We start from the raw sequence: 16,242 nt of genomic DNA on the forward strand, positions 1-16,242 counted from the left end.
TTTGCTGGCAAAAAACCGGGGATTACGAGTGTAAACCTCAGGGGTTATGCCGGCTGATTCCCGGAGTTTCGGATGCATTTGCCACGTGTTAGGGCACTTCAACCTTATTCAATATCTTGCTGACGATTTCGTCCGAAGTCATATTACTTGCTTCAGCCTCATAAGTCAAGCCGATACGGTGACGCAGTACATCATGTGCCACAGCACGTACATCTTCCGGAATAACATAACCGCGACGTTTGATGAAAGCATAACTGCGGGCAGCCAGTGCCAGGTTTATGGACGCACGGGGTGAGCCGCCGAATCCGATCATATCCTTCAGTTCCTTCAAATCGTACTTCTCCGGATAACGGGTTGCGAATACAATATCGACAATGTATTTCTCAATCTTTTCATCCAGATATACCTGACGCACCACTTTACGCGCCTCGATAATCTCGTCAGCTTTCAAGATAGGCTTCACACTCAGCTTATCCCCGTTTATATTCTGGCGTATAATCAGTTTTTCTTCTTCCAATTTAGGATAGTCGATCACAACTTTCAGCATGAAACGGTCTACCTGGGCTTCCGGCAATGGATATGTACCTTCTTGTTCAATAGGATTCTGGGTTGCAAGTACCAAGAAAGGTTCGGGCAGCTTGAAAGTTTCCTTACCTATGGTGACCTGACGCTCCTGCATGGCTTCCAGCAAAGCACTCTGCACTTTAGCCGGAGCACGGTTAATTTCATCTGCCAAGACAAAATTAGCAAACACAGGACCTTTCTTTACTTGGAAAGTCTCGTCTTTCTGACTGTAAACCATTGTACCGATAACGTCCGCCGGCAACAAGTCCGGCGTAAACTGAATGCGGCTATATTGCGCATCGATTAATGAAGCCAGTGTCTTGATTGCTAATGTTTTTGCCAAACCGGGCACACCTTCCAGCAATACATGTCCGTCAGACAATAAACCGATTAACAACGACTCTACCAGGTGCTTTTGTCCTACAATAACCTGGTCCATGCCCGTAGTAAGATTGGTAACGAAAGCACTTTGTCTTTCAATCCGCTCGTTCAATTCGCGGATATCAATTGTTTCAGCCATAAATCAATGTATTTTTAATGTTTAATTTTCATTTTACCCCGACTGAACGCCGGTAATTATATTTTGCTTCCAAAAGTACGGGAATAAATTAACCATAGCAACTAATTTTTATTAAAAAACTATGTGAAACCTTTAGATTAAACTACTTTCATAGAGTTTAGTATTTAACAAAAAAAGAAGCAGTAATATTTTTACTGCTTCTTCGCTAATTTCGGTATCTTTATAGTGGTACCCGCAGGTACATTATCCGGTTTTTTAATAACACCCGGATTATGCTTTACTATATATGGATAAAGCGCCTTAGTACCGTAAAAACGAAGGGCAACTCTGGTCAATGTCTCTCCAGGCTTAATTGTATACGTAGTTTCCGTTCCCACGATAGTATAATTGGTGGAATCGGGAACATACGTGATTCCGGGTTGTTTTTTAGGTTGTGATACAGGTGCGGCAACTGCGGCAGATTCTTTGACAACAGCCGATACATCCGGTTTTTTGGTTACGGGTTCCACCGCAGGCTTCATCGAAACCGTATCCGCTTTTGCAACAATTACAGTATCTTTATCGGCAATACTATCTGTTAAAGCGGCATCATCCGTCTGTTTATCGACTTCGGCATCAACAATTTCTTCTACCGGTGGTTTGGTTGATAATTTATCAAACAGATCCGGATAATACAAATAGACGACAGTTCCCGCGCACAACAGTACAACAAGAACAACAATGCCGATAAAGTATTTCATTGTAGAAGATTCCGTCGGTCCATCAGTCTTCGCAGCTTTCGCTTCTTCAACACCGACCTCCTCTTCCGAAGTGGCAGAAAGGGTTTCCACAGCTTTTTCTTCCGGACTTACAGTAATTTCCTCCGAGCAACTTTTCGCTTCTTCCGAAGAACTCGTTTCCACCAAATTTTCAGTTTCTTTCGGAGTTTCGATTGCTTCAGGAATATCCGCAATTGCTTCCCGTACAACTTCTACCGGGGGCACGTTTACGGCGTCTTTCACACCTTGAGAACCTTCAGCTTCTCCCGACATCCCCCCTTCTGTCTTTTGCTCTGCTTCTTCCTCATCCTCATTGCCGCTATCTATAGGGGTATCTTCCAAAACAGTGCCGTCATTGAGCACAACCGTTTCAAAATGCGAAAACGGCTTATTGATAATATCTTTCAGAGCAGGTTCCGGAGTAAACGAAACTTTAGTATGTCCTTGTATCTCAAAACGTTCTCCGGTATTGACATTGACACTCTCACGGCTTTCCACATCAATCAGCTTAAAAGCCCCCAATCCCTTTATCTTCACATATTTGTCTTTTTCCAGCGCTTCTTCTATCAACTGGAAAAATTCCTTCACAAAACTATCAGCATTCTTCTTGCTCATGCCATGCTTTTCAGCCAGCAAGTCAATCAAGTCCTGTATGTTTAGTTTTTCATTCATAATATGGGAGATTTTAAAAGAAAGACTACTTAAACTTATCTTTTAACAACGTACTGGGCTTATAGGTCAACACCAGTTTCGGCGGAACCAACATACGTTGCTTCGTTGTAGGATTGACAGATATGCGTTCCGCTTTCTTTTTAACTTCGAATGTTCCAAAGCCTTGTACGGAAATCGTATTCCCGTCCTCCAACTGCCGCGTCATATCCGACAACAAAGATGTAACCAATTCCGAGGTATCCTTTAAAGTATACCCCAATCGTCGTGACAATTCAGAAGTAAATTCTTTGTTATTCAAAATCCAAGCTTTAAAATTGTGAACTACGGTGCTATATTAGCAAATCTTCCCCATATATACAAGAAGTTCAGAAAAAATCTTTAAAGAACTCGGCCAAAAAGGTCGAAATCATCGGAGTTTATTATCTCCACCCGGTAAAAGTTACCAATCTCCAAAACCTTGTCTCCGCACTCAATCAATACTTCCGGATCCACCTCGGGAGAATCAAATTCTGTGCGTCCGATATAATAATCACCTTCCAGACGGTCGATTATCACATCCATCCGCTTACCTACTTTTGCCGCGCTCAGTTCTGCTGAAATACCTTGCTGAATAGACATCAACTCATCCAAACGAGCTTGTTTCACTTCTTGGGGAATGACATCTTCATAATGGGCCGCAGCATACGTTCTCTCTTCTTCGGAATACGCAAACGCACCCATTCTATCGAAACGCACCTTGCGGACAAATTCTTTCAATTCCTCAAAGTCCGCTTCCGTTTCTCCGGGATGCCCTACCATCAAGGTTGTACGCAAATGAATACCGGGAACTTCTTCACGGAATTTTTCTATCAGCCGATAAGTTTCTTCCTTAGTTACATGGCGGCGCATTTTATCCAGCATATTATCACTGATATGCTGCAAAGCGATATCCATATATTTACAGACATTAGGACGTTCGCGCATTACCCGGAACAAATCCATAGGAAAGTGAGCCGGATAGGCATAGTGCAGGCGTATCCATTCCACACCCGGTATTTCGGAGATTCTTTCGATTAATTCGGGCAACATCTGCTTTTTATACAAATCCACGCCATAGTAGGTCAACTCTTGCGCAATAACCTGAAACTCTTTCACTCCACGAGCTACGAGATATTTCACCTCATCCAGAATTTCTTCCATCGGACGCGATATATGCCGCCCCGTAATAATAGGAATAGCGCAATACGAACATTTGCGATCGCATCCTTCCGATATTTTCAGATATGCATAATGCCGGGGAGTGGTCAATGTACGCTCTATGTGCAGTTCATCATGATATGCCTTGCCTAAATCCTGCAACAGTTCTTTCCAGTTGAACTTGCCGTAAAACTTGTCAACCTGAGGAATTTCAATGGCCAGTTCTTTCAGATAACGTTCCGACAGGCAGCCCATGACATAGAGTTTCTCCAAACTCCCTTCTTCCTTGGCCTGCGCAAATTCAAGAATCATATTAATGGACTCTTCCTTTGCATCACCGATGAAACCGCAAGTATTAATTACCGCAATCTGTCCTTTCGGACGTTCGGCATCATGCGTCACATGAAAACCCGCTTCTTCCAATTGACGCATCAAATGCTCCGAATCCACCAAATTTTTAGAACAACCTAATGTTATAATATCAATGGTTTTCCGTTTCATGCATTTCCCCCAAACAACGAATCGACAAACTCTTTTTTACGGAACACCTGCAAATCTTCCATGCCTTCTCCCAGACCGATATATTTTACCGGAATTTTGAACTGATCGGAAATACCTATCACAACACCGCCTTTAGCCGTTCCATCCAACTTGGTTACAGCCATTGCCGTAACTTCCGTAGCCAAAGTAAACTGCTTGGCCTGCTCGAATGCATTTTGTCCGGTGGAGCCGTCCAAAACAAGCAATACCTCATTGGGAGCATCAGGTACGACTTTTTTCATTACATTCTTAATCTTAGTCAGCTCATTCATCAAGCCTACTTTGTTATGCAGACGTCCGGCCGTATCAATAATCACCACATCGGCATTATTGGCTACCGCAGAGCTTAAAGTATCAAATGCCACGGAAGCAGGGTCGGCACCCATTTTTTGCTTTATAACAGGAACGCCTACACGCTCGCCCCATATTACCAACTGTTCTACCGCTGCCGCACGGAAAGTATCGGCCGCACCCAAATAAACAGATTTACCGGCTTTCTTAAATTGATAAGCCAATTTACCTATGGTTGTAGTCTTTCCTACGCCATTCACTCCGACCACCATAATAACATAAGGTTTCTTCGTAATCGGAGTTTCAAAATCATCTACATCGTCCGAGTTATTCTCAGTCAACAAAGCAGCGATTTCATCGCGCAAAATCATATTCAGTTCCTGCGCGTTCATATATTTTTCATCTGCGGCACGCTTCTCGATACGTTCAATTATCTTCAACGTAGTTTCCACACCCACATCCGAAGTAATCAACACCTCTTCCAGATTATCCAGCACTTCATCATCCACTTTCGACTTTCCAGCCACAGCACGAGCTATCTTGCCGAATACACTTTCCTTTGTTTTAGATAATCCTTTATCTAACGTTTCCTTCTTTTCTTTTGAGAAAAAACTAAAAAATCCCATAGTCTACCTTTTTGTACAATACATTATGCTACAAAGATATAACAAAACTAACAAATAATAAAAGTTGAAGCGATTTAATAACAAAAAAAATCCCCCCACCGATAGATTCGGTGAGAGGAGCTTTATAAGTAATCAGTGCTTCACAGCAACTGCATTTATCTTATTTTTTGAAAAAGTCTTGTACTTTTTCGTTAGGAACCATTTGCTCATCGAAGATGTAAGCGCCGGTTTTCGGAGACTTAACCATCTTGATAACTTTCGTATAAGCACGACCTTCTTTAGAACCATCGTGCAAACTTGCTACTGTTTTCTTTGCCATGGGTTATACTATTATTATTTGATTTCTTTGTGTACTGTTACTCTCTTCAGAATCGGATTGTATTTCTTCAATTCCAATCTCTCGGTAGTATTCTTTCTGTTCTTCGTCGTAATATAACGAGAAGTTCCCGGCATACCGCTATCCTTGTGTTCCGTGCATTCCAGAATCACCTGTACTCTGTTACCTTTTGCTTTCTTTGCCATAATCAGTATTCTCCTCTACTTTTAGCCAATTACTTTAATGCTTTTCCAATCACAATAACCTTTAGCTACTGCATCCTTCAAAGCAGCATCCAAACCTTTTTTATTAATAATGCGCAGGCCGTTAGCGCAAATGCTCAGACTGATCCAGCAGTCCTGTTCTACATAATAGAACTTCTTGTTAAACAAGTTCAAATCAAAGGTTCTTTTTGTTCTTCTCTTTGAGTGTGAAACATTGTTGCCAATCATGGCTTTCTTTCCGGTAATTTGACAAATCTTCGACATTTCTATCTTTATTTTATAGTTTTTATCTATACTTATTTCAAACAGAGCGCAAAGTAAGCACTTTTATCGTTACAAAACAAGTTTTTCCTAAAATAATTCATTGTGCGAGAACATTTTTTCCTCATTTTAGCTTGTCACAGAGCATCGACAGGGCATTTTGAATAGCCGACTGTACATTTCCCGCTCTTCCGCGGTCTCCTTCCTGCTTCATGGTTACGATGTCATTTTTATATGCAGCGGCTATCCACACCGTACCTACCGGTTTTTCCGGTGTACCGCCACCGGGACCTGCAATACCAGAGGTGGCAACCGCACAATCCGTTTTCAGCGTTTTCATCGCACCTTTCACCATTTCGATAACGGTTTCCCGGCTCACCGCGCCGTATTTAGCCAGAGTTTCGGCGGAAACATGAAGCAAATCCTTCTTTATTTCATTAGAATACGCCACAATGCCGCCATTAAAATACTCCGAACTCCCCGGAACCGAAGTTATCAAGGCTGCTATTCCGCCGCCGGTACAACTTTCAGCGGTGGAAAGGGACAAATTCTTCGCTTTCAACAATTCTCCTATCTCCTCTTCCGGTTTCATACCTTATTATATATAGAACCTTACAAAGTGACACGTGAATAAGCCGGAGCCTCTATCGGGCAGAAATCCTTATCCAAATACTTAAAATATCCGGTAATGGCAATCATTGCGGCATTATCCGTTGTATAGCTGAATTTAGGAATGAATATATTCCAACCATACTTTTCGGCATGTTCGCGGAAAGAGTTACGTAAGCCGTTATTGGCCGATACACCGCCTGCAACGGCCACCTCCTTTATGTTGTATTGCTTTGCGGCTTTACGCAATTTATCCATTAATATATCGATGACAGTAGCTTCCAGCGAAGCGGCCAGGTCCGTCTTGTGATGTTCGATGAAATCGGGATCATCTTTCATCCAGTCCCGCAACGAATACAGGAATGAGGTTTTCAGTCCGCTGAAACTGTAATCCAGCCCCGGAATATGAGGTTTGCTGAAAGTAAACGCTTTAGGATTGCCCTGGCGCGCAAGCTTGTCGATAATCGGTCCGCCGGGATAGCCCAAACCCATTACCTTGGAACATTTATCAATGGCTTCACCTGCGGCATCATCGATTGTCTGCCCCAAGATTTCCATGTCATTGTAAGCTTTCACCAAAATAATCTGGGAATTTCCACCGGAGACCAGCAAGCAAAGGAAAGGAAACTCAGGCTGCACATTATCTTCACCTTCCGCTTTAATGAAATGAGCTAACACATGTCCTGTCAGATGATTAACATCCACCATGGGAATACCCAAAGAACGGGCGAACCCTTTGGCAAACGACACGCCTACCAACAAAGAACCCATCAATCCCGGACCGCGCGTAAACGCCACAGCGCTCAGTTCCTCTTTGGTAACTCCGGCACGCTTCAACGCCTCGTGCACCACCGGCACTATATTCTGTTGATGCGCACGTGAAGCCAATTCGGGCACTACCCCGCCATAAGCCTCATGAACTGCCTGGCTGGCCACGACATTCGATAGCAGGTAGCCGTCCTTGATGACTGCTGCAGAAGTGTCATCGCATGAAGATTCTATTCCTAAGATTATTGTACTCATAGTGTTTATTTACGTTTAAACGCTGCAAAAGTAGTGATAAAAGTAGTATCCATAACGTATTATTTCATATTTTTGTTGGCTGAACAAAAAATTAATCGCCTATCAGAACGCTGAAAACGACAGTACGCTGGGTAATCGGTATAGTATTGGGACTCTATATCGGGATAATTTTATTGCTGAACATTCCTTATGTCCAGCACCGGATGTCCGTACTCGTAGCCCAGGAACTGAGTTCCGTACTGGGCAGCCGGCTTACTGTAGGGCAGATAAACATAGGCCTGCTGAACCGAATCATCATTGATGACTTAATACTGAACGACCAATCGGGGAAAGAGTTGCTGAAAATAGGCCGTCTGTCGGCCAAGTTCGAGATACTCCCCCTGTTCAACGGAAAAATATCCATCGGAAACGTGCAACTGTTCAGTTTCAACGCCAATCTGGAAAGACCTACGCCACAGGCTGAAACCAATTTCCAGTTTATACTCGACGCTTTCGCTTCCAAAGACACCGTTAAGAAAAAGAGCAATCTGGACCTTCGCATCAACTCACTGCTGATACGTCGCGGAAGAATATCCTATGATGTCCTCTCTGCCGGAAAAACTCCGGGAAAGTTTAATCCGCAGCACATCCGTCTGTCCAATATCCTTGCCAACATCTCACTGAAAGCGCTTCAAAGCGACTCTATCAATGCCGCCATCAAGCGGATGAGTGTTGAAGAGGAACACTCCGGCTTTGAATTGAAGAAGCTGAGCCTTAAGATAGTAGCCAACAACCAAAACATGCGGATAGAGAACTTTGCCATTGATTTACCCAACACTTCCCTGGCAATGGATACTATCCGTATGGAGTATGACAGTCTGGGTTCTCTCGGCAATTTCGCCGATGACGTCCGCTTCTCATTCCGTATGCTGCCTTCGGAAGTCGTGTTGCAGGACTTATCGGCTTTTGTACCCGCTTTCAAACCTTTCAAAGAAAAACTACGACTGGAAACGGAAGCCGACGGAACGGTCAACCAGCTCAATTGCCCAAAGTTGCTAATCTCCGCCGACAACCATTTCCTGCTGAAAGGCGATGTATCCCTGCAAGACCTCTCACATCCTCAAGACGCTTATATATTCGGCAATCTGTCCAATTTATACGCCGATCCGGACGGCATCGCATTCTTCGTCCGCAACCTGAGCAAAGACTATAAGGGAGTTCCGCCGGCCTTACAGCATTTGGGTACGATATCCTTCCGGGGAGAAATATCCGGGTACTTCACGGATTTGGTTACCTACGGTGAAGTGCGTACGGACATAGGTACTGTAAAGACAGACGTCAAGTTCAGTTCCGATAAGGAAAAGGGATATTTCTCCTATTCCGGCGCGGTAAAGACCGCGGAATTCGAGCTGGGCAAACTGTTGGCTAACGACAAATTCGGGAAAGTTACTTTCAACATGGATGTCAAAGGCAGCCATTACGCCAAGAGATACCCGTCCGTTACGATGAAAGGGCTTGTTGCGTCCATAGATTACAGCGACTACACCTACGAAAACATCACTTTGGACGGTGAATACAAACAAGGCGGCTTCAACGGAAACGTGTCATTCGACGACGAGAACGGCGCCATACAACTGAACGGCTCCATCAACACAGCCGGCAAAATCCCGACATTCAACTTCCGCGCCGATGTCGACCATTTCCGTCCGAACACCCTTCATCTTACTCCCAAATACAAGGACACGGAAATATCCGTAAAGATAAAAGCCGACTTCACCGGAAGTTCCATTAACGACATGAACGGTGAAATCAACATTGACAGCCTGCAATACACCGCTCCCGACCAGAGCTTCTTCATGGACAACCTGCGGATTGCCGCCACTCAGAATGACGAGCGTCAGAAACGGCTGACTATCAATTCCAACTTCCTGCGAGGCACTATCGAAGGGGACTACTCCTATCAGACCCTGCCTACCAGCGTACTCAACATCATGCGGCGTTACATCCCCGCCTTGATATTGCCGGACAAGAAACCCCGGGAAACCGAAAACAACTTCTATTTCGACCTGCACGTCTACAATACGGAGATACTGTCCACCGTATTCCAGATACCGCTGAAAGTATATACCCACTCCACGCTGAAAGGCTACTTCAACGACAAAGCGCAACGCCTGCGCGTGGAAGGTTACTTCCCGCGACTGAGCTACGGAGAAAAGTTCTTTGAATCGGGAGTGATTCTCTGCGAAAATCCGGGCGAACAGTTCCAGGCAAAAGTCCGCTTTACCAACCGGAAAGCAACCGGCGCGGTGAATGTCGCTTTGGAAGCCAAGGCCAAAGACGACCAGATACAAGCCATCTTCAACTGGGGAAACAGCAGCGCCGTAACATACAGCGGCAAGCTGGCAGCCGTAACGCAATTCATCCGCCAATCATCGCAAGAAACGGATAACGATAAACAGCATAAACCCGTCCGCAAAGGCAAGAAAGACATTCCCGCCCTGAAGACGATTGTCAATGTGCAGGAAACGAACGTAATCCTCAACGACACTATCTGGAAGATACACCCGTCACAAATCGTTGTGGACTCGGGCAAGATACATGTCAACAATTTCTATTTCAGTCATAAAGAGCGTCATTTACGTATCAACGGAACCGTATCCGAACAGCCGCAGGACACCGTACGCCTGAACCTGAAAGAGATAAACATAGGCTATGTATTCGACATAGCCGACCTGGGCGTCAACTTCAAAGGTGAAGCCACCGGCCCTGCATACGCCAGCGGCGTACTTAAAACCCCCGTAATGAGTACTGACCTGTTCATCCGCAACCTCGGCTTGAACGAAGGACTTTTAGGCGATGCCAACATACACGGAGAATGGCATCACGACGTAAAAGGCATCTATCTGGATGCCCGCATACGCGAGAAAGACATCGCCAAGAGCCATGTGTACGGCTACATTTACCCCATAAAGCCCACCAGCTCGCTCGATTTGCAAATCGAGGCTGACAGTACCAACCTGAAGTTCATCCACCACTATATGCAAAGCATCACGCCCGAATTCAACGGACGCGCCAGCGGCCACGTACATTTCTACGGCAAATTCAAAGCGCTGACAATGGAAGGGCGTGTGTTTGGCGACGCTTCCCTAAAGGTAGATGTGCTCAACACCACTTTCTCACTGAAAGACAGCATACTTATCGAGCCGGGCGGGCTTACTTTCCGCAACAACCGCATCTTCGACACGCAAGGACATCAGGGAAGAGCCAACGGCTACCTGCATTACCGACATTTCAAGAATCTGGAATACCGTTTCCAATTCGATGTCAACAATATGCTGGTAATGAACACCAAAGAGTCTCCCGATTTTCCTTTCTACGGCACGGTATATGGTACGGGTAACGCCACCATTGCCGGTAATGCAGCCGAGGGAGTAAACATCGACGTGGCAATGACCACCAACCGCAACACCAACTTCACCTATATGAAAGAGGGTGTCGCCTCGGCAGTCAGCAACCAGTTTATACGCTTCGTAGACAAGACGCCCCGCCGCGTACTCCAAGATTCCATCGTACTTATATCCGAGTTCGAGCAAGCCCAGAAAGAAGTCCGGGAAAAGGAAAGCGATACCGATATCCGTCTGAATCTCTTGATAGACGCCACACCGGACGCTACCATGAAAATTATCATGGACCCCATTGCAGGCGACTACATCAGCGGAAAAGGTACGGGGAACATCCGTACCGAATTCTACAATAAGGGAGATGTGAAGATGTTCGGCAGTTATCGCATCAGTCAAGGAGTGTATAAATTCAGTTTGCAGGAAGTAATCCGCAAGGACTTCATCATCAAAGACGGAAGTACCATCACCTTCAACGGACCGCCGCTCGATGCCACCCTCGACATCCAGGCCGGCTACCTCGTGAACTCCGCTTCGCTGAACGACCTTGTACCCGACGCCGGCAACTACGTCAATCAAACCAGCATCAAGGTAAACTGCCTTATGGCTCTGACCGGACAACTCACCTCGCCGGACATCAAAATGAGCCTGGAACTGCCCAACGAGCGCGATGAAGTGCAGGCATTGGTGCGTAACTATATCCCTACGGACGAGCAGATGAATATGCAGATACTCTACCTGCTGGGTATCGGCAAGTTCTATACCCCGGAGAATGTGGATGCCACCGGCAACTCCAACATGATGTCGAGCGTACTGTCTTCCACCCTGTCCGGACAGTTGAACAATGCGCTTTCACAGATTATAGACAGCAACAACTGGAACTTCGGCACGAACTTCAGTACCGGAGAAAAAGGCTGGACCGACATGGAATTCGAGACAATGCTCTCCGGGCAACTGCTGAACAACCGCCTGCTTATCAACGGTAACTTCGGCTATCGCGACAACCCGATGGCAAACACGAACTTCGTAGGTGACTTTCAGGCCGAATGGCTCGTAAACCGTTCCGGTGACATACGCCTGAAAGCGTATAACGAAACCAACGACCGCTACTACACCAAGACCAACCTCACCACTCAGGGCATAGGTATCGTCTTCAAGAAAGACTTCAATAAATGGAATGAGCTGCTCTTCTGGAACAAGTGGAAGCTAAAGAGATTGAAGGAGAAGCGCAAGGACTGATATATTTATCACGCATGCATGGCATCACTTCACTACCCATACCGTATGCAACAAACATCACAGCGCCACATCGGACAGACTGCAACACGGATAAGGAAAGGCCGGAGAGGGATAGTGTGACAAGCACATAGCCGCCTCTATATGGTGCATTATCCGTCGGTCGCAGCTTTGCACCCAATAGCGGAAATACGCGTCCGGCCTATAATTCTCGGAGAAGTTCAGCAACCGCCGCAAATCGAATTCGTCAGAAACAACGCCCGCTCCTGTACGGGCGGCATCGTATGCGTTACAATCCTGCTCGATATGTGCGGGAACCATCAGCAAAGGCTTACCCAGATACATCGCTTCGCAAACCGATTCAAACCCTGCGGTTGTGGCATACGCCCTGCACCCCGCCATATAGTGAAGAAACTTCATATCGTCAATCTGATGAAAGCTCAGCGTATCATCCACCTTACACACTTCCGCTTCATCCTGCTTGTCCCAAAAGAAATGAAGCGGCACTTCCGGATGTTCCCTATGCCACGCCTTTATGTTTTCGCCGAAACCGGCATTCACCATATATCCGTGCAGATAATCACCCTCTACGCTCTCGCAGGAAAGCACTTCACGGCGAAGCAGCGGCGGTACGACACGAATACGGGCGCGTTCATCGTCTTCTATTTCACGAAAGGAGAGCGCAAGCTTTTGGGATGCTCCTATGCAGGTGAGCCGGGTGAAGAAACGCAAAAGCCACAAACCGCACCGGCTCTTGGCGGGAAATTCGAAATCGCGATGCAGAAAGAGGTACTGGTGACCGATACTGATTTGAGGTACGGACGGACGAAACGCCAGATAAGTAAGTCCGGCCAGCAGTTCATAAAAGTTAATGACCAGTTCCGCGCCGGTTTCCTTGATGCGCCGATGAATGTAGCGCATACTTTGCAGATAGGCCGGTACTTTGACAAGGTTGTACGCCACACTGCGCGACAGGCTCACCCGCTTATTGGCAGGTGTCGGCTGGAAATTCGGACTGAGAAAGCGCTTTACCGGAGCCTGAATACTGCGATTGAAGAACCCGGGCAGATGACGGGAATTGCTTTTACCCACCAGCACTTCCACGACTTCATGTCCGTTGCGGCGCAGAAGCCTTTCCATGGCAATGGCTTGGGTGAGATGTCCCCGCCCCTCTCCTTGAACAATAAAAAGAACTTTCATCTTTGTACAGTTTGTATGTTGTTTACTTTACACGTTTTCGGTAAAAGCCACGCCGGCAGCCGCCTCTACGGTGTAATCGTTTCCATTCGGTTTCATGTTCATATCTCTTTTCTTTTTGACGATACAAAGATGTCCGAAAGCTGTTTCAGATGTATGTGGGGAAGGTTACAATTTTATCTCACGGGATAAAAAAAATCATCCCGTGAGATGAACGGATTCGTCTCACGGGATGAGTTGATTGGTACCGCGGGACGGAAAAATCCGTTCCGCAGGATGAAAAAATCCGATTAATAAGAACGTGCGAATATCACGCGGCAAGCAGACGGCTTACCGGTAACCATACATTTGCCCGGCTCCTTATCGCCCGGTACGAAAGATTCAAACGGAATACAGCGGATGGTAGCTTTGGTTTCTTCCTTTATCTTCTCTTCGGTCTCGGTTGTACCGTCCCAGTGAGCCAGGATAAAGCCGCCTTCTTCAATCTTTTCCTTGAACTCGTCGTAGCTGTCTACCACAGTAATGCGGCTGTTGCGATAATCCAACGCTTTCTTATAGATATTTGCCTGAATTTCTTCGAGCAGGTCTTTTACGTATTCTTCGATACCGTCGCAAGAACGGGTTTCTTTTTCCAATGTATCACGGCGCATCACTTCCATTGTATTGTTCTCCAGGTCACGACCGCCCATAACCAGACGAACAGGTACACCCTTCACCTCGTAATCGGCAAACTTGAAGCCCGGACGCTTGTTGTCGGCATTGTCGTACTTCACCGAGATACCCATTGATTTCAGTTTGGCTACGATACCGGCAATCTTCTCGTCAATCTTGGCAAGCATTTCGGCATTCTTATAGATAGGCACGATAACTACCTGTATCGGGGCCAGGTGTGGCGGAAGCACCAGACCGTTATCATCGGAATGTGTCATGATAAGCGCACCCATCAAACGGGTAGATACGCCCCAAGAAGTAGCCCATACATATTCCAGCTTATTCTCTTTATTGACGAACTGTACATCGAAAGCTTTGGCGAAATTCTGTCCCAGGAAGTGGGAAGTACCGCTCTGCAAAGCCTTACCGTCCTGCATCATCGCCTCGATAGTATAGGTATTGAGAGCGCCTGCAAAACGTTCGTTGGCAGATTTCACACCCTTAACGACGGGCACTGCCATGTATTTCTCGGCAAACTCACCGTAGACGTTCAGCATACGTACCGCTTCTTCCTCGGCTTCCTCGCGAGTGGCGTGCGCCGTGTGGCCTTCCTGCCACAAGAACTCGGCAGTACGAAGGAACAGACGGGTACGCATTTCCCAACGGAATACGTTTGCCCACTGGTTGCACAGGATAGGCAGGTCGCGGTACGAATTAATCCAGTTCTTATAGGTGTTCCAAATGATAGTTTCCGAAGTGGGACGGATGATGAGCTCCTCTTCCAGCTTTGCGGCGGGGTCTACCACTACGCCGCCGCCATTCGGGTCGTTCTTCAGACGATAGTGCGTTACTACGGCACACTCTTTGGCAAAGCCTTCCACGTGTTCCGCTTCGCGGCTGAGGAATGATTTCGGGATAAGTAAGGGGAAATAAGCGTTTACGTGTCCTGTTTCCTTGAACATATCGTCCAGCTGACGCTGCATCTTCTCCCAAATTGCGTATCCGTAAGGCTTGATTACCATACATCCGCGCACAGCCGACTGCTCTGCCAAATCGGCCTTTACCACCAACTCGTTGTACCACTGAGAATAATTCTCGCTACGTTTGGTCAGGTCTTTCAATTCTACTGCCATTCTATTTTGTTTTTAAAGTTTTCTATTCGGATTCATTAAACGGAGTGCAAAAGTACAAATTTCTGTGCGAAAAGTGTTTATTGTGTAATCACTATTTTTTGCGGAGTTTATAAATGCAGGCTTTTTTCCCGTAACACCCCGTCATGACCGATCGGTTACAGTAAGTTAATAATCATGCGGAAAGGATGTTAACTTATTACATCCTAAGAAGTTAATATCATATCATTACGAAGTTAACATCGTATGGCTTGTTGTATTAACTAACATAAGCAAATAAAAAAGGCAGCTACTTCATTAGTAACCGCCTAATTCTCAGACAGAGCGGAAAACGGGACTCGAACCCGCGACCCTCAGCTTGGGAAGCTGATGCTCTACCAACTGAGCTACTTCCGCAGAGTTTGCTTTCCTTTGTACTGAAAACGTTGGCAAAGGTAATGAAATCTTTTAAAAAAGAAAAAATGAAATCGCTAAAAAAATGCTCTGTTCTTGTCACTGCCACATAAATCATGTACATTTGCTTCCCGTAAACTTCAAGCAAATCAATGAAACGAATCATACTTATCACCGGCGGAGCCCGTTCGGGCAAAAGTACTTATGCGGAAAAACTGGCGCTCAGCCTCGCTCCCAACCCTGTTTACCTCGCCACGGCACGTATATGGGATGAAGAGTTTCGCAAACGAGTGATACATCATCAAGAAAGACGAGGAACTGAATGGACGAATATAGAAGAAGAAAAGGAGCTGAGCCGCCATTCTTTATCCGGACGTATCGTTCTGATAGATTGCATAACGCTGTGGTGCACCAACTTCTTCTTCGACCTGAACGCAGATACAGACCAAGCTCTCGCGGCCGCCAAAGAAGAGTTCAATCGTTTTACCGCACAGGATGCCACATTTATTTTCGTCACGAACGAGATAGGCATGGGGGGTACATCCGAGAACGAGATACAACGGAAGTTTACGGATATGCAGGGCTGGATGAACCAGTACATAGCCTCGCGGGCGGATGAGGTAATCCTAATGGTATCCGGCATCCCGGTCAAAATCAAGAATTGAGAATTAAGAATTG

At 46.1% G+C, this 16,242-nt stretch carries 14 protein-coding genes and 1 tRNA gene; 2 read left to right on the forward strand and 13 right to left on the reverse strand.

What is annotated here, in order from left to right; all coding sequences use genetic code 11:
• Nucleotides 1-88: 88 nt before the first annotated feature.
• The 10 genes from BUB52_RS09025 to tsaD all read right to left on the reverse strand — a co-directional run bounded on the left by BUB52_RS09025 (nucleotide 89) and on the right by tsaD (nucleotide 7,580).
• Complete coding sequence (locus BUB52_RS09025) at nucleotides 89-1,084, reverse strand: AAA family ATPase (protein WP_009120883.1); 996 nt, start codon at nucleotides 1,082-1,084, stop codon at nucleotides 89-91.
• A gap of 191 nt (nucleotides 1,085-1,275) precedes the next feature.
• A complete protein-coding gene (locus tag BUB52_RS09030) occupies nucleotides 1,276-2,514 on the reverse strand; it encodes an HU family DNA-binding protein (RefSeq protein WP_009120882.1) in 1,239 nt (412 codons plus the stop codon).
• 25 nt (nucleotides 2,515-2,539) lie between these two features.
• On the reverse strand, nucleotides 2,540-2,812 hold the full coding sequence (locus tag BUB52_RS09035) for an HU family DNA-binding protein (protein ID WP_022219080.1): 273 nt from the start codon (nucleotides 2,810-2,812) through the stop codon (nucleotides 2,540-2,542).
• Nucleotides 2,813-2,892: 80 nt separating this feature from the next.
• Complete coding sequence (gene rimO / locus BUB52_RS09040; RefSeq protein WP_009120880.1) at nucleotides 2,893-4,191, reverse strand: 30S ribosomal protein S12 methylthiotransferase RimO; 1,299 nt, start codon at nucleotides 4,189-4,191, stop codon at nucleotides 2,893-2,895.
• The gene (gene ftsY / locus BUB52_RS09045) at nucleotides 4,188-5,147 is read right to left on the reverse strand and encodes a signal recognition particle-docking protein FtsY (RefSeq protein ID WP_009120879.1); all 960 of its coding nucleotides are present in this window, start codon (nucleotides 5,145-5,147) and stop codon (nucleotides 4,188-4,190) included. The genes rimO and ftsY overlap by 4 nt, the downstream gene beginning before the upstream one ends.
• Nucleotides 5,148-5,307: 160 nt before the next feature.
• Complete coding sequence (locus BUB52_RS09050) at nucleotides 5,308-5,466, reverse strand: DUF4295 domain-containing protein (RefSeq protein WP_005654275.1); 159 nt, start codon at nucleotides 5,464-5,466, stop codon at nucleotides 5,308-5,310.
• 14 nt (nucleotides 5,467-5,480) lie between these two features.
• Nucleotides 5,481-5,669 (reverse strand): 50S ribosomal protein L33, encoded by a 189-nt coding sequence (gene rpmG, locus BUB52_RS09055; protein ID WP_002560155.1) that lies wholly within the window; start codon nucleotides 5,667-5,669, stop codon nucleotides 5,481-5,483.
• Between the two features lie 21 nt (nucleotides 5,670-5,690).
• Nucleotides 5,691-5,951 carry a 50S ribosomal protein L28 gene (gene rpmB, locus BUB52_RS09060; protein WP_004291052.1) on the reverse strand — a complete coding sequence of 87 codons (261 nt, stop codon included), beginning with the start codon at nucleotides 5,949-5,951 and terminating at the stop codon, nucleotides 5,691-5,693.
• Nucleotides 5,952-6,072: 121 nt separating this feature from the next.
• Nucleotides 6,073-6,540, reverse strand: coding sequence for a CinA family protein (locus BUB52_RS09065; RefSeq protein ID WP_009120878.1), 468 nt, complete (start codon nucleotides 6,538-6,540; stop codon nucleotides 6,073-6,075).
• A gap of 20 nt (nucleotides 6,541-6,560) precedes the next feature.
• Nucleotides 6,561-7,580 (reverse strand): tRNA (adenosine(37)-N6)-threonylcarbamoyltransferase complex transferase subunit TsaD, encoded by a 1,020-nt coding sequence (gene tsaD / locus BUB52_RS09070; protein ID WP_009120877.1) that lies wholly within the window; start codon nucleotides 7,578-7,580, stop codon nucleotides 6,561-6,563.
• A gap of 203 nt (nucleotides 7,581-7,783) precedes the next feature.
• Between tsaD and BUB52_RS09075 the strand changes: the two genes are divergently transcribed.
• On the forward strand, nucleotides 7,784-12,196 hold the full coding sequence (locus tag BUB52_RS09075; RefSeq protein ID WP_009120876.1) for a translocation/assembly module TamB domain-containing protein: 4,413 nt from the start codon (nucleotides 7,784-7,786) through the stop codon (nucleotides 12,194-12,196).
• A 57-nt stretch (nucleotides 12,197-12,253) separates the two neighbouring features.
• Here BUB52_RS09075 and BUB52_RS09080 read toward each other — a convergent pair whose 3' ends face one another.
• The 3 genes from BUB52_RS09080 to BUB52_RS09090 form a co-directional block, all read right to left on the reverse strand.
• The gene (locus BUB52_RS09080) at nucleotides 12,254-13,393 is read right to left on the reverse strand and encodes a glycosyltransferase family protein (RefSeq protein WP_039950317.1); all 1,140 of its coding nucleotides are present in this window, start codon (nucleotides 13,391-13,393) and stop codon (nucleotides 12,254-12,256) included.
• Nucleotides 13,394-13,680: 287 nt separating this feature from the next.
• Nucleotides 13,681-15,174 carry a proline--tRNA ligase gene (gene proS / locus BUB52_RS09085; RefSeq protein ID WP_009120873.1) on the reverse strand — a complete coding sequence of 498 codons (1,494 nt, stop codon included), beginning with the start codon at nucleotides 15,172-15,174 and terminating at the stop codon, nucleotides 13,681-13,683.
• 320 nt (nucleotides 15,175-15,494) lie between these two features.
• Nucleotides 15,495-15,567 (reverse strand) — tRNA-Gly (locus BUB52_RS09090).
• A gap of 149 nt (nucleotides 15,568-15,716) precedes the next feature.
• Between BUB52_RS09090 and cobU the strand changes: the two genes are divergently transcribed.
• On the forward strand, nucleotides 15,717-16,229 hold the full coding sequence (gene cobU / locus BUB52_RS09095; RefSeq protein ID WP_009120872.1) for a bifunctional adenosylcobinamide kinase/adenosylcobinamide-phosphate guanylyltransferase: 513 nt from the start codon (nucleotides 15,717-15,719) through the stop codon (nucleotides 16,227-16,229).
• Nucleotides 16,230-16,242: the final 13 nt, after the last annotated feature.

It is taken from the genome of Bacteroides clarus YIT 12056 (assembly GCF_900129655.1).
In the GTDB taxonomy this organism is placed as follows: domain Bacteria; phylum Bacteroidota; class Bacteroidia; order Bacteroidales; family Bacteroidaceae; genus Bacteroides; species Bacteroides clarus.